The organism is Pseudomonas sp. N040, from assembly GCF_015637705.1.
Lineage (GTDB): Bacteria > Pseudomonadota > Gammaproteobacteria > Pseudomonadales > Pseudomonadaceae > Aquipseudomonas.
The window spans coordinates 1-18,267 of the sequence record NZ_JADOBE010000014.1 but is presented as its reverse complement, the minus strand read 5'-3'; the positions used below and the strand labels follow the sequence as shown (position 1 = coordinate 18,267).

The following is an 18,267-nucleotide window of genomic DNA, read 5'->3' as shown; positions in this document are numbered from 1 at the left end:
TAACCCTCTCCCGCCAGCGGGAGAGGGGACTGACTCAGTAGGGTGGAAATCTGCGCAGCAATTTCCACCGCCCCGTGACTTACCAAATTCCATTCAAGAGAGCACCCCATGACTACCGTCGCCCACCTGATCAACGGCGCAAGCGTTTCCGCCAACGGCCGCACTGCCCAGGTCTTCAACCCGTCCATCGGCGCCGCCGTGCGCCAGGTCGAGCTGGCCGATCGCGCCACCATGCAGCTTGCCATCGATGCGGCCAAGGCCGCCTTCCCGGCCTGGCGCAACACCCCGCCGGCCAAGCGCGCGCAGGTGATGTTCCGCTTTAAGCAACTGCTGGAAAGCAACAAGGACAAGATCGCCGCGCTGATCAGCGAAGAGCACGGCAAGACCATTGAAGATGCCATCGGTGAACTGCAGCGCGGTATCGAGAACGTCGAGTTCGCCTGTGCCGCTCCCGAGCTGCTCAAGGGCGAGTACAGCCGCAACGCCGGCCCGGCCATCGACAGCTGGTCGGACTTCCAGCCGCTGGGCGTGGTCGCCGGCATCACCCCGTTCAACTTTCCGGCCATGGTGCCGCTGTGGATGTACCCGCTGGCCATCGTCTGCGGCAACTGCTTCATCCTCAAGCCGTCCGAGCGCGACCCGAGCTCGACGCTGTTCATCGCCAGCCTGCTGCTCGAGGCCGGTCTGCCCAATGGCGTGATGAACGTGGTCAACGGTGACAAGGACGCGGTGGATGCGCTGCTCGAAGCGCCGGAAGTCAAGGCCATCAGCTTCGTCGGTTCGACGCCGATTGCCGAGTACATCTACAGCGAAGGCACCAAGCGTGGCAAGCGCGTGCAGGCGCTGGGCGGGGCGAAGAACCACGCGGTGGTGCTGCCGGATGCGGATATCGATAACGCGGTCAACGCCTTGATGGGCGCGGCCTACGGCTCCTGCGGCGAGCGCTGCATGGCCATCTCGGTAGTGGTCGCGGTGGGTGATCAGGTGGCTGACACGCTGGTCGCCAAGCTGGCGCCGAAGATCCAGGCGCTGAAGATCGGTGCCGGCACCTCTTGCGGTCTGGACATGGGCCCGCTGGTCACTGGCGCGGCGCGTGACAAGGTCAAGGGTTACGTCGATGCCGGTGTCGCCCAGGGCGCCACGCTGGTGGTGGATGGTCGCGGTCTGGTGGTGCCGGGCAATGAAGCCGGTTACTTCCTCGGCGGCAGCCTGTTCGACAACGTGACTGCGGACATGAGCATCTATCAGGAAGAAATCTTCGGCCCGGTGCTGTGCATCGTGCGCGTCGGCAGCCTGGAAGAAGCCATGCAGCTGATCAACGATCACGAATATGGTAACGGCACCTGCCTGTTCACCCGCGACGGTGAAGCGGCGCGGCTGTTCTGCGACGAGATCGAAGTCGGCATGGTCGGCATCAATGTGCCGCTGCCGGTACCGGTCAGCTACCACAGCTTCGGTGGCTGGAAGCGCTCGCTGTTCGGCGACCTGCACGCCTACGGCCCGGACGGCGTGCGTTTCTATACCAAGCGCAAGACCATCACCCAGCGCTGGCCGCAGCGCGCGTCCCATGAAGCCGCGCAGTTTGCGTTCCCCAGCAATGGCTGATGGCAGGCGATAAGCAATAATCAGAAGGCTGACGTTGGCGTCGGCCTTTTGCGTAGCGATTCAAGAGAATCAGGTCTGGCTGCGCCAGGCATGAATAAATCCAAAAGCGGAAGGAAGTGTTATGAGCAAGCCACTGATTGGTCTTTCATTGTGCCGTTGGCAGCTGAAGGACCGCGATGAAGGCTGGTTTCATCTGGTAGGCGAAAAATACGTCAAGGTCATTACCGCCTACGATGCCTTCCCGCTGGCCGTTCCGGCGCTGGGCGACGAGCTGGACATCGAGCCGGTGCTGGAGAATGTCTCCGGCGTGCTGTTCAGTGGCTCGGTGTCGAACATCCACCCCAGCTTCTACGGCGACGAACACGAAGGCTGCGGCCTGGCCGACAAGGATCGCGACGCCACCGTGCTGCGCCTGATGGCCGCGGCCATCGAGCGCGGCATCCCGGTGCTCGGCATCTGCCGCGGCATCCAGGAAATGAACGTGCTCTACGGCGGCACCCTGCATCGCCAGGTGCATGAGGTTCCCGGCCGCCTCGATCACCGCGAGATCCCGGAGGTCGAGGACAATGTCTGCTACGCGCCGGTGCACAGCGTCAAGCTCACCGAAGGCGGCATCCTGCACGGCATCCATGGTGTCAGCGAACTGCAGGTCAACTCGCTGCACGGCCAGGGCATCGACCGCGTCGGCGACGGCCTGCTGGTCGAAGCCGTGGCGCCGGACGGCCAGGTCGAGGCAATCAGCGTGAAAGGCGCCAAGGCCTTCGCTGTCGGCGTGCAGTGGCACCCCGAATACCACCCCAAGGAAAATCCCGACTACGACATCTTTATCCGCGCGTTCCACACGGCAGTGCGCGAGTACCAGCAGCAGAAGTGGGGCTGATACCTGCATAGTCGGGGTGCAGTCCGCAACGCAAAGGCCAGTCGAGAGACTGGCCTTTGCGTTGGCGCCTGTTGGGCTTCGCTGCGCTCAAGCGCAACCTGCGAGAAGTTCGGTGCGAATACTTCGTAGGTCTGGTTGTGGCCCGGAGGGCTGAAGCCCGACAAGTTTGCCGGATGGGTTACTTCGCAGGCTTTTGGTTGCGGGCATACAGCGACTTGCCGCCCGTCGCAGTGGTGCCGCGCTCCTGCAGTTCGAAGCGGCTGGTTTGTGCCTTGATCAGGCCGCTGAGCTTGGCGTAACCATACAGGCGCGAATCGAAGTCGGGGCGCAGCTTGCTGAGGTTCTGGCCAAGCGCGCCGAGGTGCACCCAGCCATCTTCGTCGGAGTTGTCTTCGATCACCTTGGCGATGAAATCCACCGGGGCTTTCTGTTTGACCGGCGCGGCGGGGGCGGGTACTGCGGGTTTGGGTGGGGTGCCGTTGGCGGTCGCGGGCGATGCGCCTCCCGAGGCGGGTGATGGCTCCACGGGTGCCGGCTCGGCACGCAGCAGTTCGGTGTAGACGAACCTGTCGCAGGCGGTGACGAACGGCTTGGGCGTCTTCTGCTGGCCGAAGCCGATCACTTCCTGACCTTCCTCGCGCAGGCGCGCGGCCAGGCGGGTGAAGTCGCTGTCGCTGGAGACCAGGCAGAAACCGTCGAAGCGCCGGGTGTAGAGCAGGTCCATGGCATCGATGATCAGCGCGCTGTCGGTGGCGTTCTTGCCGCTGGTGTAGGCGAACTGCTGGATCGGCTGGATCGAATATTCCAGCAGGGTCTTTTTCCAGCCGCCCAGTTGCGGGCCGGTCCAGTCGCCGTAGATGCGCTTGACGCTGGCAATGCCGTACTTGGCGACTTCCTCGAACAGGCCTTCGACGATGTCCGCCGAGGCGTTGTCGGCGTCGATCAGCACGGCCAGGTGTTTCTGTGACTTGCCGGTGGAGGGTTTGCTGGCCATGGGCTCATCCTTGAAGGAGGTCGGGCCCTGACAGTACTGCGATTCCAGGGCGCCTGGCCAGTGCCGCCGTGTGTCACCGCCGCAGCAAAAAGGCCAGTCGCAAGACTGGCCTTGTTGTTTGGCTATGTCCCGTTAGCTGTTGCAGCTCGATTTTGTAGGGTGGGCTTCAGCCCACCATTTGGCGCTGTCTGGTTTGGTGGGCTGAAGCCCACCCTACGTTTTGCCGTCAACACTTAATGGGTACATGGCCTTTTGTTTGTGGCGAAGCCCGATCAGACCTTCTTGACGAATTCCGATTTCAGCTTCATGGCGCCGATGCCATCGATCTTGCAGTCGATGTCGTGGTCGCCGTCGCACAGGCGGATGCCCTTGACCTTGGTGCCGACCTTGACCACCAGCGACGAGCCCTTGACCTTGAGGTCCTTGATCACGCTGATGGTGTCGCCGTCCTGCAGCACGTTGCCGACTGCGTCGCGGATCACCTTGTCGCCTTCAGTTGCTTCACCGGCGGCTGTGGTTGACCACTCGTGCGCACATTCCGGGCAGACCAGCATCTCGCCGTCTTGGTAGGTGTATTCGGACTGGCATTTCGGGCAGGGCGGCAAAGTGCTCACGGGGTATCCTCGGTTCTGGGGGGGGTAAAGGCCGCGCATTATATAAGGTTATGCGGCTTTCCGGGGCGCCGGTGTTCAGCCGCGCAGGCGCAGGGTCAGGCCCCGGAGGAAGTTGCGCAGCAACTGGTCGCCGCAGGTGCGGTAGTTGCTGTGGCCGACCTTGCGGAACAGCGCGCTGAGCTCCGGTTTGGACACCGGAAAGTCGGACGCCTTGAGGATGGCATGCATGTCGTCTTCCTTGAGTTCGAAGGCCGCCCGCAGCTTTTTCAAGACCATGTTGTTGCTGACCGGCAGTTCGATCGGTTGCGCCGGGCGGCTGTCGTCGCGGCCGCGGCGCTCGATCACCAGACCGTCGAGGAAGTGTGCAAGGACTTCGTCGCTGCAGGGGGTGAAGCCGTCTTCGTCGTCCTTCAGCAGGCAGGCGCGGATGCTGGCTTCGCTGATTTCCAGGCCGCTCAGGCCGATGATTTCGGCGACTTTCGCATCGCTGATATTGAGCATGAAGCGCAGGCTGCGCAGTACGTCGTTGTTGATCATGGGGGTTCCTTGCCGGGCAGTGCTGCCGGGCTGTTTGCGGGGAATCAGAATTTTTCGCTGGCGGCCAGGTAGCGCCACTGGCCAGCGGGTAGCTTGCTCATGGACACGCCGCCGATGCGGATGCGCTTCATGCTGAGGATGGTCAGGCCGACGCTGGCGCACATGCTGGCGATATGGCCGGGAGCCGGGTTTTTCATGGCCAGGCGCAGGCGTGTCTCGTTCTGCCAGCTGGCTTTCACCGGCGGCAGCACCTGGCCCTTGTAGGTCTGGCCCTGGTTCATCCGGTTGAGGCCGTGCGGGGCCATCTCGCCGGCGACTTCGACGATGTATTCCTGCTCCAGCTTGCTGGCGTCCTGGGTCAGTTTGCGCAGGGTGCGCCAGTCCTGGGTGAACACCACCAGCCCGGCGGCGCCGGCCTGCAGGGGCAGGGCGGTGCTCAGGCGGACAAAGTGGCCTTTCAGCGGGCGCATCCCCTCGCGATGATCGCTCGACAGCGTGGCCGGGCTAATCATTGCCAGTGCCTTGTTCGAGTCAGGCGCCGCGGGCTGGTGCAGCAGCAGGGTGACCGGTTCGGCCTTGGTCAGGTCGGCATCGGGCAGCAACTCGACCTTTTCATCGAGCACCTTGAACTGCGGTTCTTCCACCACCACGCCGTCCACGGTGACCCAGCCGCCCTCGATGTACAGCTCGGCTTCGCGCCGCGAGCAGCCGACCAGTTCGATCAGGCGTTTGGAGAGGCGGATGGCTTCGGTCATGGGCAGGGTCGCAGAGTCGTGGGCAGGCATTGTACCTGTCCGGCCCGGTTAACAGGCCATTGAAAAACTACCTGCGTTGCCGATACGGCGTTGAAAACAGGCTCGAAATGCACATTTACCACTCGTAAACTCGGCTCTGGCTTCCTGCTTCGCTCTAACTCCTGCATCCATGCAGTCGTGCGCTATCTCGCCTGTTTGACTCGCTACGCTCGCCCTGCGGGCCAGCCGGCGGCTGTTACTCCCGTTGGTCGTTGCGCCTTGTCTCGGCTGCCTCGCCAACATTTTTCAACGGCCTGTTAATGCCTGAGTTCAGGGCTGGGCGGCCTGCGGCCAGTCCAGTTCGCCGCTGGCGGTGAAGCGCTGGCCGCCGAACAGGCCACCGCCGAGCTTGCCGCGCAGCGCGTAACCGACGTGCTGGCCGGGCTGCAGGGCGCTGGCGCCGATGGCCTGGCGCAGCATGGAGTAGGCGGAGATGCTCAGTGGCACCTTGATCAGACTTTCACCATAACGCGGCACCTGGCCACGCTGGTCGCTGACGCCGCTGGCCAGCGGCTGCTGATTGATCTCCATCTCCAGAGCGATGCCGTCGTAGTCGATGCTGCTGTCATTCGGGTTCTGTACCCGCAAGGTCACGGCGAAGCGCATTTCCAGGCCTTGTCCGGGCAGCGGCTCGATACCCGCCACGTCGACATGCAGCGGGTCATGGAAACCCAGGCTGCTGCAGCCGCCAAGCATCAGCAGCAGGCAGCAGAGCAGGGGTAACGGGGTCGGGCGCAAGGTCATGGGGTACTCCGTAGCGGCAGCAGGTGCCCGGGCCGGGATGGCCGGGGCGCTATCCGCTGCCGGTGTTCTGGGGCTCAGGCTAGCCGAATTTCCCCGGCGCTACGCTGCCTGATTCAACGGCTAAGCGTGCCCATGTAAAAAATATAAAACCACTGTAATGGCAGCCAAACTATTGAAGTGGATATTTCCTTTATATTCAGCGGTATATCGAATTAAAGAAATGCACTTCTGTCAGATTCTAGCTTTTATTGTTTGACATATTTTACGGCTTGGGCAGACTGTGAGCCGGCAGCAGATCCCGCCTGCCGGGCTTTTGTAGGCTTAACTAACATGACAAAGGCACGGGCTGCCCAGGACCTGCCGGGTTGCCGGCGGAACCAATGCCGTGTCCGGGCACGGCCCGCACCTCGAGCGGGTGCGCGTAAACAGAGGAAGCCGACTGCAGGCTTCCGGCAAAACAATGGCAGGCCGCGCCTGCCCCAAGGTGACGTATGTCCAATAGCACTGCAAAACAATCCAACGCCCCGCGCAAGCCGGTGGTCCTGATGACCATGGGCGCCCAGGAGCGCAATGGCCATCCCTATCAGGTGATGACCCACAAATACATCCTGCCGCTCAGCGAAATCGCCGGTTGCGTGCCGCTACTGGTGCCGACCTGCTGTGGCGTCGCAGACCTCGAGGCCTATCTGGATATGGCCGACGGCGTGTACCTGACCGGCGCTGGCTCGAACATTGATCCAGCCCTGTACGGCCAGCAGAACATCACGCCGAACAAGGCACAGGACAAGGATCGCGACAGTTTCGACACCCAGCTGATTCATGCGGCCATCGAGCGCGGCCTGCCGATCTTCGGCATCTGCCGCGGCATGCAGGAAATCAACGTGGCGCTGGGCGGTGACCTTCACCAGAAAGTCCACAATCTGTTCGGTTACCTGGATCACCGTGAAGACAGCGATGATGCGGTTGATGTGCAGTACGGCGACAGCCACCCGATCAGTCTGGTGCCCGGAACCTGGTTTGCCGAGTTGATGCAGCAAGCCACGATTCCGGTTAATTCGCTGCATGGTCAGGGGGTTAATAAACTGGGTCGGGGTCTTGAGCCGCTGGCTTCCTCGGTGGATGGCCTGGTAGAGGCAATCCATGCGCCAGCGCTCCCGCAGTTCACCCTCGCCGTGCAATGGCATCCGGAGTGGCGCGCCAAGGAGAATCCGTTCTCGGTGAAGATCTACCAGGCCTTCGGCGACGCCTGCCGCGCCCGCGCGGCAGAGCGCCAGCAGTAACGCCCGGGCACCGGCGTGCCTGCCAGGCAGGCCAGGGAATAAAAGCGGCGCAGGCATTGAGTGAAATGCATTGCGCAGTCCCTGCCTGTGCTGCTGGGCAGCCGTGCGGCATACCGCTATTGTGTCGCTCAGACAGCCGCGGTTGCAGCGGCGGGCATTGGCCTGCCGGCTCCGCTGGCACAGCGCACGGAGCGTCCATGACGGAACATGTCGATGTCTTGATTGTCGGTGCCGGTATCTCCGGCATTGGCGCGGCAGTGCACCTGCAGAAGCACTGCCCTGATCGCAGCTACCTGATCCTCGAGGGGCGCCCGGCGATTGGCGGGACCTGGGATCTGTTCCGCTACCCGGGAATCCGCTCCGACAGCGACATGTACACCCTGGGCTTCAACTTCAAGCCCTGGGTGCAGGGCAAGGCGATCGCCGATGGCGCGGCCATCCTCGACTACCTGAACCAGACCCTGCGCGAATACAGGCTGGCCGACCGGCTGCGCCTGGATCACCGCGTCTGTGCGGCGGCCTGGGATTCCGCCACGGCGCGCTGGACGCTGCGCGTGCAGCATGCCGGCGCCGAGCGCGTGTTCAGCTGCAACTTTCTCTACATGTGCGCCGGCTACTACGATTACAGCGCCGGCTATACCCCGGATTTCCCTGGTCGCGAGCGCTTTGCCGGGCAGTTCGTGCATCCGCAGCACTGGCCGCAGGGGCTCGACTACCAGGGCAAGAAAGTAGTGGTGATCGGCAGTGGCGCCACCGCCATGACCCTGGTGCCCGCCATGGCGCGCGAGGCCGAACAGGTGGTCATGCTGCAGCGCTCGCCGACCTATGTGATTTCCCGGCCGGCCACCGATCGCCTGGCCAACCGCCTGCGCCGCTACCTGCCGGGCATGCTCGCCTACCAGCTCATTCGCTGGCGCAATGTGCTGCTGCAGATGTTCTTCTTCAACCTGGCACGGCTGCGCCCGGAGAAGTTCCGCGCCCGCCTGCTCGGCATGCTGCGCCAGGAACTGGGGGCCGAAGCGGTGGCGCAGCACTTCACGCCGACCTACCGGCCCTGGCAGCAGCGCCTGTGCCTGGTGCCGGACAGCGACCTGTTCCAGGCGCTGCGCAGCGGCCGTGCGCGCATGGTCACCGGACAGATCGAGCGTTTTACCGAGGACGGTATCCAGCTGCAGTCCGGCGAGCGGCTGGCCGCCGATATCATCGTCAGTGCCACCGGGCTCAAGCTGCAGTTGCTGGGTGGCATGCAGCTCAGCGTGGACGGCCGGGCGGTCAATCTGGCCGATACCTTCGGCTACAAGGGCATGATGTTTTCCGGGGTGCCGAATCTGGCGGTGGCCTTCGGCTACACCAATGCGTCCTGGACGCTGAAGGCGGATCTCTCCAGCGAGTTTGTCTGTCGCCTGCTCAACCACCTGCGCGCGCGCGGGCAGTCGACCGTCACCCCGGTGCTGGACGACCCGGCCATGGCGCCGCAGCCGTGGCTGGATTTCACCTCCGGCTACGTCGTCCGGGCGATGGCAATGTTCCCCAAGCAGGGCCAGCACCTGCCCTGGCGCCTGCACCAGAACTACATCAGGGATCTGCTGCTGCTCAAGTTTTCCCGGCTCGAGGACGGGGTCCTGCAGTTTTCCCGGGCTGCTGCCGCACAGCCCTATTGATCCGGCCTGTTAAGTGTGACGGGCTAAACGCCACAACCTAATGTAGGAGCCAGCTTGCTGGCGATTCGGTGCTCGAAGAGCATCGCCAGCAAGCTGGCTCCTACACAAAATCAATCTATTTGCGGGCCGCATCTATAGCAGCGTACCGCCATGGCCGCGACCGTGAACCGGCGGAATCCGCGCTTGCCGGGCGGATCCGGCAGATTTCGCGCGGGCCGACCATACTTCACGCATATTGCCGGGCGCGCAGGACGCCCCGGCGTCAATCCGGGGTTTCCTGCCAGCCGTGGAATCGATGGGGGTGCCAATGGATACCAGTCAGCAACAGCCGGCCACTGCCGCGTCAGCCGGCGCGTGGCCGGAAGGCATCGCCCGGGCAACCCTCGATGCCCTGTCCTCACGCTTGTGCGTGGTCGACACGAACCTGCAACAGGTCGCCAGCAACCGGGCCTGGCGCGAATTCCTGCCCGCGACGCCCTGTCGTTGTCTCACGGCAGGCGCTGACGGCAGCGCGGGCGGCACAAGGTCCTGGGTGATGCCCTGCTGGTCCGGCGCTACCGCGCAGCTGGTAGATCAGGCCATCGAGGCTTTGCGCAGCGGCGCACGGGATAGTTTTGCCCTCGAATACGAATGCTCCAGCTGCGTTCCCTCGCGCTGGTATCTGCTGCAGATCAAGCCTTTGCCCGGCGACAGGCCGGGTTGCCTGGTGTTCACCCACGACGACATTTCCGAACGCAAGCTGGCAGAGCGGGCGCAACATCTGGCGGCCGTGCGTCTCAAGCAACTGGGGGCCCATCTGGAATCCGTGCGCGAGGAGCAGAGTGCGGCCATTGCCCGCGAGCTGCATGACGAGCTCGGCGCAGTGATGACCATGCTCAAACTGGATCTGGCCACCACCGCCAAGCAGGAGACGACCAGCGCGGAGTTGCGCAGCAAGTTTGACAGCCTGCTGGAGCAGGTCAGTGCGGCCTTGCAGGTGATCAAGCGCATTTCCACCAACCTGCGCCCGGCCACCCTCGACACCCTGGGCCTGATGGCCACCATCCGCTGGTATGTCGAGCGCTTTTCGCAGAGCACCGGCATCGCCACGCAGCTGGAACTGCCGGAATACGTGCGGCTCTCGGATATTTCCAGTATTGCCATGTTCCGCATCCTGCAGGAGGGCCTGACCAACGTGGCGGCCCACTCGGGAGCCAGCAAGGTGCTTATCCGTGTCGAGAAGAACGACGGTGACCTGATCATGGAGATCATCGACAACGGCCGCGGCATTTCCGCCGAGCAACAGCAGAAACCGGGATCCTTCGGCCTCATCGGCATGAGTGAGCGCGCGCTGTATCTTGGCGGGCATTTCAGCATCGACAGCAGTGCGGCTACCGGCACCCGCCTGCAGCTGTGCATCCCACTCGACAACTGATCAAGGAGGCTGCGTCGCGATGAAAGCGCCGAACCGGATCAACATAGTGCTGGCGGATGACCATTCGGTGGTGCGCAGCGGCTTGCGCCAGTTTCTCGACTCCACCGATGACCTCAAGATCGTGGCCGAAGCGGCCACCGGCAAGGAGCTGCTGGCGCTGCTGAGCAAGAGCATTCCCGACGTGGTGGTGCTCGACATCAGCCTGCCGGACCTGAACGGGCTGGAACTGCTCAAGCGCATCAAGCGGAGCCAGGCAGGGCTGCCGGTGCTGATCTTCAGCATGTTTTCCGAAGACGAATTTGCCGTCTCCGCGATCAATGCCGGGGCGGCCGGCTACCTGTGCAAGGACAGTACGCCCGAGCAGATACTGACTGCCCTGCGGACCGTCGCCACGGGGGCGCATTATGTGAGCCCGCTGCTGACGGAAAAGCTGCTGCGAGGCTCGCTCGGCGCCAGCAAGGCACTGCCACACGAGGCGTTGTCCGCGCGGGAAATGAGCGTGATGCTGCTGCTGAGCCAGGGCGTGGCGCTGAAACAGATCGGTGACCAGCTGTTCCTCAGTGCGAAAACCGTCAGCACCTACCGGGCGCGGATCCTGCAAAAACTCGGGTTTCATTCCAATGCGGAAATCACCCGCTATGTGCTGGAGCACAAGCTGGGCTGAGTCTGGCTGCGCCGCCTGCCACACTGCCGGCGCTCATTCCTCGGTCATCGAGGCCGACAGGCGCTTGGTCAGCGGATGCAGCAGGTAGGTCAGCAACGTGCGTTCGCCCGTCTTGATCACCACCTCCACCGGCATGCCCGGTTGCAGCTGGCGCTGGCCGAGCTTGCGCATACCGGACTTGCTGAGGGTGACCCGGGCCAGGTAGTACGAGAGGTTGCTGGCGGGGTCGGTGAGAATGTCCGCCGAGATCGAATGCACCACGCCTTCCACCACCAGTTGCGGCGAGTGGGCAAAGCTGGAGAAGCGCACATCGACCGGCGCGCCGAGATGGATGCGGTCGATCAGGTTTGGCGGCACGCGGGTTTCCAGGACCAGGGCTTCGTCCTGGGGAACCACATCCATCAGGCGCTCGCCGGCCTGCACCACGCCGCCCACGGTCTGCACCGACAGGCCCACCACATGGCCGCCCACCGGGGTGCGAATCTGGGTCCGCGCCAGTTCTTCGCTGACCGCCTTGAAGCGTTCGGCTTCGGCCTGTACGTCGAGCAGCACGTCGGTCAGCTGGGCATCGACGTCCTGGCTGTAGTCCGAGCGCAAGCCCTGTTCGCGTTGGCGCAATTCCAGGATCATGCCTTGTGCCTGCGCCAGGTCGGCTTGCAGCTCGGCGGAGGCTGCCGCGATTTCGCCCACCGAACGTTCCAGCTCCATCTGGTGATTGAGCGGGGCGTAACCATCCTTGACCAGGTTTCTGACCCCCTTGAGCTCGCGCTCAAGCAGGGCGATCTGACTCTGGCGGCTGTCGATGGCGCTGCGGTAACTGCGCACCACCGACTCCTGGCCGTTGATCGACTCCTCGATAGCCTTCAGGTTGGCGGCCAGCGAGGCCCGGCGTGAGCGCAGCAGCTGGATCTGTGCGAAGGTGTGCTGGCGAATCAACGGGTCGCTGGCGGCCGCCTCCACCAGACTGGGGTGAAAGATGATCTCGTCGAGCCCCTGTTGCTCCGCCAGCAGCCGGCTTTCCTTGGCGCGCAGCCCCAGGTAGTGCTGGCGTACCGACTCGTAGTTGGCCCGGGCGATGCCGTCGTCCAGGCGGATCAGGATTTGTCCGGGCTCCACCAGCTGCCCTTCGCGCACCAGCACCTCGCGGATCAGTCCGCCCTGCAGGTGCTGGATGGTCTTGCGCTTGGTGTCTACCGAGACGATGCCGCTGGTGGGCACGCCCTCGTCCAGCGGCGCGAACGTTGCCCACAGCAGGAAACCGCCGAAGCCCAGGGCGATGGCCCACAGGCCGAGACGGGTGACCTGGCGTGTTTCCCCGTGCAACTGCGCGCCGAGCATCGCGACATTGTGCGCCGCTGCGCCGAGGCTCTTTACCCGCGAGGCTGCTTCGCTGCCGGTGCTGGCGGCGGGGTTGTCTGGTGTCTTGGGCAAATGGCTCATGGCTGCGCTCCTGGCATGGCTCAAGCGGGATTGCGGGTCAGGACAAGATGGGACGGCGCGCGCGGAGCGTGCGCCCGCAACGTGGCCAGCACGGGTTCGGGAGGGCCGTCGGCCGTCACCACGCCCTTGTCGAGCAGCAGCACCCGGTCGGCCAGCGCCACTATGTTGGTGCGGTGGCTGATCACGAACAGGTTGCGTCCCGCGCTTTGGAGTTCCTTCAGGCAGCTGATCAGCGCGGCTTCGCCGGCGTCATCGAGATTGGCATTCGGCTCGTCGAGGATGATCAGCTGCGGGTCGCCATACAGCGCACGGGCCAGGCCGATGCGCTGGCGCTGGCCGCCCGAGAGGGCGCTGCCAGACTCGCCGATCGGGGTGTCATAGCCCTGCGGCAGGCGCAGGATCAGGTCGTTCACCCCGGCCTTGCGTGCCGCCTCGATGACCTGGGCGGAATCGACCTCGCCCAGGCGGGCGATGTTCTCGGCCACCGTACCCTCGAACAGCTGGATGTCCTGGGGCAGGTAGCCGATGGCACGCCCCAGGTCGGCGCTGGCCCAGTCCTGCAGGGGAAGTCCGTCGAGCAGCACCTGGCCCCGGGTGTCTGGCCAGATGCCGATCAGCGCCCGCGCCAGGGTCGATTTCCCCGAGCCGGAGGGGCCGATGATGGCGCAGAACTGGCCCGGCGGAAATTCCTTGTCGAGCGGCTGGATGATCGGATCCTGGCGCCGTGGCGCGCTGGCAGTCAGTCCCTGCACGCGCAGCTGGCCGCTGGGCAAGCCGCTGTGCTGCTGGCCGGCGGCCGGCAGTGGATGGGCCAGCAGCAGCTGGCCGAGGCGTTCGAAAGCGCTGCGTGCGGAGATGAACCCCTTCCAGCTGAGCACCAGCATTTCTATCGGTTGCGAGGCCCGCGACATCAGCACGCTGGCAGCAACCATCGAGCCGATGCTGATCTCGCCCTGGATCGCCAGCAGCGCCCCGGCGCCAAGCGCCAGCGACTGCTGGCTGTAGCGCACGAAGCGGATGGCGCTGAGCATGCGCTCGCTGACCCGCTGCGCTTGCGACTGCAGATGCAGGTACTGCTGGTTGCCGACACTCCAGCGCCGGCGCAGGTTGCCGAGCATGCCCAGGGGCTCGATGACCTCGGAGTTGCGCAGTTTGCTGAGCAGGAAGTTGTTGCCGGCGACCTCGGCCTTGCCCGCCGCCTCGGCGAAACCGGCAGACCGGCGCTGGCCAAGGATGGCCAGGGCCACCAGGTTGCCGACAAAGAACAGCGACAGCCAGCCGAGCAGCGGATGCAGCATGAAGCTCACGGCGACATAAATCGGCGTCCAGGGCGCATCGAACAGGGCCAGGCAGCCGCCGCCGGTGAGGAATTGGCGCAGGTTGGTCAGGTCCGCCAGCGCCTGCTCGGGATTGTGCGCGGACTTGCGCAGCTCGGCCTGCAGGCCGGCACGGAAGATGCGCGTATTCAACGCCTGATCGAAGCGCACCCCCAGGTGGATCAGCAGCCGCGAGCGAACCCATTCGGCCAGCGCCATGATGCCGACGAACACCAGCAGCAGCAGTGACAACACCAGCAAGGTCAGCTGGTTCTGGCTGCTCAGCACCCGGTCGTAGATCTGCAGCATGTACAGCGTCGGCGCCAGGTAGAGCAGGTTGCTCAGCATGCTCAGGGCGGCCACCAGCGCGAACTCATGGCGAAAGTCCCGCAAGGTGCGCCCCAGCGGGTTGTTCAGCACTGCCTGCAGAGGGTTCATTGGCGGGTCATCCTCCGGGAGCCAGCGGCATTGCCGGTGGGGCGAGTTTTGCCGGGGGCTTTCCGGCCAGCGCGGCGAGGACTTCATCGCGCGGGCCAAACAGTTGCTGCTTGCCGTCCTGCAGCAACAGGATGCAATCGACCGCCGGCAGTACATTGATCCGCTGGGTAATGATCACCACGGTGACCTTGCGCGCCTTGAGTTGCAGCAGCGTCTGCAGCAGGGCGCGGTCGCCCGCTTCATCGAGGCTGGAGTTGGGCTCGTCGAGCACCACGAAATGCGGATCGCCATAGAGGGCGCGCGCCAGGGCCACCCGTTGCCGCTGGCCGCCCGACAGCACGCCGCCGGCCGCGCCGATCAGGCTGGCGAAACCGTCCGGCAGCGACTCGAGCAACTCGCCCAGCCCGACCAGTTCGCTGCTGGCCTGCAGCTTGTCGGGGTCGCTGTCACCGAAGCGGGCGATGTTCTCGCCCAGCGTGCCGTCGAACAGCTCGTTGTCCTGTGGCAGGTAACCGATATGCGGCCCCAGCTCTTCCTTGTTCCAGCGCTCTACATCGCTGCCGTCCAGGCGCACCGCGCCGCTGGCCGCCGGCCACAGGCCTACCAGCGCCCGGGCCAGGGTCGACTTGCCGGAGGCGGAAGGGCCGATCACCGCCAGGGTCTGGCCCGGTTCCAGCTTGAAGTTCAGTCCGCGCAGAATCGTCGTCTGACTGCCTGGCGCGGCCACCACCAGCGCCTCCACGGACAAGGCGCCGCTCGGTGGGGGCAGCGGCATCCCGGCTTCGCGCTCGGGCAGGTTGGCCAGCAGGTTGTCCAGCCGGCTGTAGGCCGCGCGCGCCGCCAGCACGCTCAGCCACTGGCCGATCAATTGCTGCAGCGGCGCCAGGGTGCGCGCGGCCAGGATCCAGGCGACGATCATGCTGCTGCCATGCGCATCCAGCTCACCCACCAGGGTCAGCCAGCAGGCCAGGCCGAGCACTGCCGAGCTGATCGTCACCAGGATGAACCGCGTAGCGGCGCTACCCACACCGGCGTATTCCGAGGCTTCGGCCTGTTTGCCGAGGAACTGTTGCTGACGCTCCTGCCAGCGCCGCTGGATATTGCCGGTCATGCCCATGGCCGTCATCACCTGGGCGTTCTTCAGGGTGGTGGCGGCATAGCGCTGGGCTTCCATCGCCAGCCTCTGCGCTTCGCTCAGCGGCACCCGGGTCTTGCGCTCGGTGAAATAGCCGATCGCCAGCATGGCCAGGGCGGCAACCAGCACCAGTACCCCCAGCGGCACGCTGAGGATGAAGATGATCAGCATGAACAGCAGGGAGATCGGCGCATCCATCAGCGCCGTGCTGGCCGGCGAGGCGATGAAGCCGCGCAGGCTGCGCAGGTCGCTGAGCGGGGCCATGCCCACCGGCAGGTTGCGCAGGCGGGCCTCGAAGGCGGTGTTGAACACCCGCTCGGCGAGGAACTCGTCGAGGCTCGTGCTGGCCAGTTGCAACAGGCGCTGGCGCACCCAGTCGATCAACTCCATCAGTGCGTAGAGGGCAATGGCCAGCAGGGTCAGCATCAGCAGGGTGGTCGCGTTGCGACTGAAGATCACCCGGCCGTATACCTCGAGCATGTACAGGGTCGGTGTCAGGGCCAGCAGGTTGATGCAGACGCTGAACAGCAGCGCGCGCACGAAGAAGCGGCGCAGCGCAAGCGTTGCGTGGCGAAGCTCACTGGCCGCCGCGGGCGAGGTCATGATCTGTCGACTCCCCGGGTCTCGAGCGCCAGCGCGGGCGGCAGGCAGGCATGCCGCGCGTTCGCCAGCGGCATGCTTTGCTGGAAGAACAGTGGTGCGGGAATGCCCATCGTTCAGCCCCCGGGTTCTGCCGCGCCTGGTTTGCCCATGGCCCCGCCAGCCTGCGGCTGACGGAACCCCGTACGGATTTGCCGCCTCCCTGCGGCGGGTTTGCCAGGCTCAGGCCTGATAGGCGATATGCGAGGCATCCACGTCCACGCCGACCACGGTAATCACGGTTTCCTGGCCTCCGCTTTCCGTCACCGTTACCACGCTGTCGTTGCTGGAGTAGTCGAAGTCCAGGGTCGCCCCGGCATCACCCAGCAGTACCAGGGTGTCGGTGGCCAGATCGAAGCCCTCGACCCTGTAGGTGTTTTCCTCGGCAGGCAGATCGACATTGAAGGCCTCTGTCGCACCCAGGCTGCCGATCAGGTTGAAGTCGAACAGCCCTTCGAGCTCATTGGCATACAGGTCGGTGGAAAACTCGCTGGTGACGCTGTCGCCATCGGCATCGGTCAGCGTGGCCGTGAAGTCGAGCAGGATATCGCTGCCCAGGTTCTCGACCGCCGAGGTGAATTCGATTGTCGGGATCTTGATCGAGCCCTGGGTCATGGTCAGCTGAACCGCATCGATCAGCTTGTCGGCGCCGGCGCCACTGTTGAGTTCAAAGGACACCTCGTTATCTGCCTCATCGGCCAGATCCCCGGCCAGCACCTTGGTTGTCGGCCCGGCAGTGCCATCCGCGTAGTAGATCGTGTAGTACAGCGACTCGCTGGCCGGGTCATAGCCGCCAACCGAGTTGTCGATAAACACCTTCATCTTGGTCAACAAGGTATCCGGGTTGACCACGAAGCTTTCATCGTCAGCGCTTGCGGCAATGTTGTTGTCGCCCTCCAGGACGTTGTTGTTGACGCCGATCCCGGATTCGCTGACGTTCATCTCATAGTCGTCATTGATAAACGGGTAGGTGCCGTTGCCGGGCTGATCGCCGTTAGCCGAAATCTCGTCCCAGTCAGCCATTGACGAGTTTTCCTGGAGATAGGCCTCGTTGTAATCCGCGGCGCCAAGCTGGATCGCCGACTTGATGCCAGCCGCCGAAGCGGTTGGATTGACGGCAAAAAACACCACGTTCCTGTCGCCGATGCCCAGTGTCTGCACCGGATCGGGGCCGCCGGATTCCAGCGAGCCGTCGTCGCTGCTGAACTCGACCGATGAGCCGAAGCCCTGCACCAGATCGAGCGCATAGGTGCCATCGGCATAGGCGGTCAGGGTGAAGTCGACCGTGGTGTCAGCCGTGCCGGCATTGTTGTCGAAGTCGGCGGTCAGCGAGCCGGCAAACAGGAAGGCGCCCGAGCCGTCCGGCGAGCCGCCCAGCTCATCGAAGGTGTAGGACGAGCCTGCCACCGTGGTGCCATTGGGCCGTACCAGCTGGAACTGGTCGAGGCTGATGTCGAGGTCGCCCGGTTGATCGGCGCCAACCGCATCGCTCCAGTAGCCATACTGCGGGTTGATGGTACCGGTGCCGATCAGGTTGCCGAAGGCCAGGTCCGGCCCGTCGTCTTCGAAGTTCAGCGCCTGGCCGATGTCGAGGTAGGCCGACCCCGTGTCCTGATCACCGTCCTTGTCGGTGATGGTGTCGGTGCGGGTCAGGCGGATCAGGTCGGCGGCACTGAGGGTCAGGGAGTCATCCGGATCGGTAGCGTCCGGGTGCTCGAGGGCGCGCAGCTGGTCGAGGCTGACCACGCCGGCAGCACTCACGCTGACGGTGAACACCAGATGATTGGTGCTTTCAGTCCGGCCTTCGACCACGCCGCTGCCATTGACCGTCAGCAACACCTTCTCGCCGGTGGCCACATCCACCAGCCCGGAGTCGACCCCCGCGCTCTTCACGCTGAGGGCGTAGTCGGTGTCCAGCGTGCCGGCGTCGTCAGCGCCATAGTCGGGCGTGTTGCTGAAGTTGTCGGCATAGTTGGCGCTGTCGTCGGCCGTCAGGTCGGTTTCATCCACGGTCAGTTCGTCGGCTGGCGTGTCCGCACTGACCGTGACGCTCGGCCCGTCGTCCTCGAAGTTCAGCGCCTGGCCGATGTCGAGGTAATCCGACCCGGTGTC

General features: G+C 64.4%; 15 protein-coding genes. 6 read left to right on the top strand and 9 right to left on the bottom strand.

The window, feature by feature from the left end:
* Positions 1–108: 108 nt before the first annotated feature.
* Entirely contained in the window at positions 109–1,605 is a 1,497-nt protein-coding gene (locus ISX93_RS16575; RefSeq protein ID WP_195779872.1) for a CoA-acylating methylmalonate-semialdehyde dehydrogenase, read from the top strand.
* Positions 1,606–1,726: 121 nt separating this feature from the next.
* Positions 1,727–2,485 (top strand): gamma-glutamyl-gamma-aminobutyrate hydrolase family protein, encoded by a 759-nt coding sequence (locus tag ISX93_RS16570; protein ID WP_195779871.1) that lies wholly within the window; start codon positions 1,727–1,729, stop codon positions 2,483–2,485.
* A 178-nt stretch (positions 2,486–2,663) separates the two neighbouring features.
* Here ISX93_RS16570 and ISX93_RS16565 read toward each other — a convergent pair whose 3' ends face one another.
* The 5 genes from ISX93_RS16565 to ISX93_RS16545 all read right to left on the bottom strand — a co-directional run bounded on the left by ISX93_RS16565 (position 2,664) and on the right by ISX93_RS16545 (position 6,168).
* The gene (locus ISX93_RS16565; RefSeq protein ID WP_195779870.1) at positions 2,664–3,479 is read right to left on the bottom strand and encodes an NYN domain-containing protein; all 816 of its coding nucleotides are present in this window, start codon (positions 3,477–3,479) and stop codon (positions 2,664–2,666) included.
* A gap of 272 nt (positions 3,480–3,751) precedes the next feature.
* Positions 3,752–4,093 carry a zinc ribbon domain-containing protein YjdM gene (locus ISX93_RS16560; protein ID WP_195779869.1) on the bottom strand — a complete coding sequence of 114 codons (342 nt, stop codon included), beginning with the start codon at positions 4,091–4,093 and terminating at the stop codon, positions 3,752–3,754.
* 75 nt (positions 4,094–4,168) lie between these two features.
* Positions 4,169–4,630 (bottom strand): DUF1456 family protein, encoded by a 462-nt coding sequence (locus tag ISX93_RS16555; protein ID WP_195779868.1) that lies wholly within the window; start codon positions 4,628–4,630, stop codon positions 4,169–4,171.
* Positions 4,631–4,674: 44 nt separating this feature from the next.
* Positions 4,675–5,385, bottom strand: coding sequence for an rRNA pseudouridine synthase (locus tag ISX93_RS16550; RefSeq protein ID WP_195779912.1), 711 nt, complete (start codon positions 5,383–5,385; stop codon positions 4,675–4,677).
* Positions 5,386–5,694: 309 nt separating this feature from the next.
* Entirely contained in the window at positions 5,695–6,168 is a 474-nt protein-coding gene (locus ISX93_RS16545; protein WP_195779867.1) for an LEA type 2 family protein, read from the bottom strand.
* Between the two features lie 491 nt (positions 6,169–6,659).
* On the opposite strand from ISX93_RS16545, the gene ISX93_RS16540 reads away from it, so the two are divergent.
* The 4 genes from ISX93_RS16540 to ISX93_RS16525 all read left to right on the top strand — a co-directional run bounded on the left by ISX93_RS16540 (position 6,660) and on the right by ISX93_RS16525 (position 11,187).
* Positions 6,660–7,448: a gamma-glutamyl-gamma-aminobutyrate hydrolase family protein gene (locus ISX93_RS16540; protein WP_195779866.1), complete on the top strand. Its 789-nt coding sequence runs from the start codon at positions 6,660–6,662 to the stop codon at positions 7,446–7,448.
* A 197-nt stretch (positions 7,449–7,645) separates the two neighbouring features.
* A complete protein-coding gene (locus ISX93_RS16535) occupies positions 7,646–9,109 on the top strand; it encodes a flavin-containing monooxygenase (protein WP_195779865.1) in 1,464 nt (487 codons plus the stop codon).
* Between the two features lie 307 nt (positions 9,110–9,416).
* Complete coding sequence (locus tag ISX93_RS16530; RefSeq protein WP_195779864.1) at positions 9,417–10,523, top strand: ATP-binding protein; 1,107 nt, start codon at positions 9,417–9,419, stop codon at positions 10,521–10,523.
* Positions 10,524–10,542: 19 nt separating this feature from the next.
* Positions 10,543–11,187, top strand: coding sequence for a response regulator (locus ISX93_RS16525; protein WP_195779863.1), 645 nt, complete (start codon positions 10,543–10,545; stop codon positions 11,185–11,187).
* A gap of 33 nt (positions 11,188–11,220) precedes the next feature.
* On the opposite strand, the gene ISX93_RS16520 is transcribed toward ISX93_RS16525, so the two are convergent.
* From ISX93_RS16520 to ISX93_RS16505, 4 genes are all read right to left on the bottom strand, one after another.
* Positions 11,221–12,627, bottom strand: a complete 1,407-nt coding sequence (locus ISX93_RS16520; protein WP_219841040.1) for an HlyD family type I secretion periplasmic adaptor subunit — start codon at positions 12,625–12,627, stop codon at positions 11,221–11,223.
* Between the two features lie 20 nt (positions 12,628–12,647).
* Positions 12,648–14,381 carry a type I secretion system permease/ATPase gene (locus tag ISX93_RS16515; protein WP_195779862.1) on the bottom strand — a complete coding sequence of 578 codons (1,734 nt, stop codon included), beginning with the start codon at positions 14,379–14,381 and terminating at the stop codon, positions 12,648–12,650.
* A gap of 7 nt (positions 14,382–14,388) precedes the next feature.
* Positions 14,389–16,119 carry a type I secretion system permease/ATPase gene (locus ISX93_RS16510; RefSeq protein WP_195779861.1) on the bottom strand — a complete coding sequence of 577 codons (1,731 nt, stop codon included), beginning with the start codon at positions 16,117–16,119 and terminating at the stop codon, positions 14,389–14,391.
* A 219-nt stretch (positions 16,120–16,338) separates the two neighbouring features.
* Positions 16,339–18,267: DUF5801 repeats-in-toxin domain-containing protein (locus ISX93_RS16505; protein WP_229732260.1), on the bottom strand; the 1,929-nt coding region annotated here is incomplete at its 5' end.

Excerpts from the sequence above, each read along its gene's own strand:
- ISX93_RS16575 (WP_195779872.1), top strand. The coding sequence starts at position 109 with ATGACTACCGTCGCCCACCTGATCAACGGCGCAAGCGTTTCCGCCAAC.
- ISX93_RS16555 (WP_195779868.1), bottom strand. The coding sequence starts at position 4,630 with ATGATCAACAACGACGTACTGCGCAGCCTGCGCTTCATGCTCAATATC.
- ISX93_RS16520 (WP_219841040.1), bottom strand. The coding sequence starts at position 12,627 with ATGAGCCATTTGCCCAAGACACCAGACAACCCCGCCGCCAGCACCGGC.
- ISX93_RS16570 (WP_195779871.1), top strand. The coding sequence starts at position 1,727 with ATGAGCAAGCCACTGATTGGTCTTTCATTGTGCCGTTGGCAGCTGAAG.
- ISX93_RS16530 (WP_195779864.1), top strand. The coding sequence starts at position 9,417 with ATGGATACCAGTCAGCAACAGCCGGCCACTGCCGCGTCAGCCGGCGCG.
- ISX93_RS16525 (WP_195779863.1), top strand. The coding sequence starts at position 10,543 with ATGAAAGCGCCGAACCGGATCAACATAGTGCTGGCGGATGACCATTCG.
- ISX93_RS16545 (WP_195779867.1), bottom strand. The coding sequence starts at position 6,168 with ATGACCTTGCGCCCGACCCCGTTACCCCTGCTCTGCTGCCTGCTGCTG.
- ISX93_RS16565 (WP_195779870.1), bottom strand. The coding sequence starts at position 3,479 with ATGGCCAGCAAACCCTCCACCGGCAAGTCACAGAAACACCTGGCCGTG.
- ISX93_RS16515 (WP_195779862.1), bottom strand. The coding sequence starts at position 14,381 with ATGAACCCTCTGCAGGCAGTGCTGAACAACCCGCTGGGGCGCACCTTG.
- ISX93_RS16550 (WP_195779912.1), bottom strand. The coding sequence starts at position 5,385 with ATGACCGAAGCCATCCGCCTCTCCAAACGCCTGATCGAACTGGTCGGC.
- ISX93_RS16510 (WP_195779861.1), bottom strand. The coding sequence starts at position 16,119 with ATGACCTCGCCCGCGGCGGCCAGTGAGCTTCGCCACGCAACGCTTGCG.
- ISX93_RS16540 (WP_195779866.1), top strand. The coding sequence starts at position 6,660 with ATGTCCAATAGCACTGCAAAACAATCCAACGCCCCGCGCAAGCCGGTG.
- ISX93_RS16535 (WP_195779865.1), top strand. The coding sequence starts at position 7,646 with ATGACGGAACATGTCGATGTCTTGATTGTCGGTGCCGGTATCTCCGGC.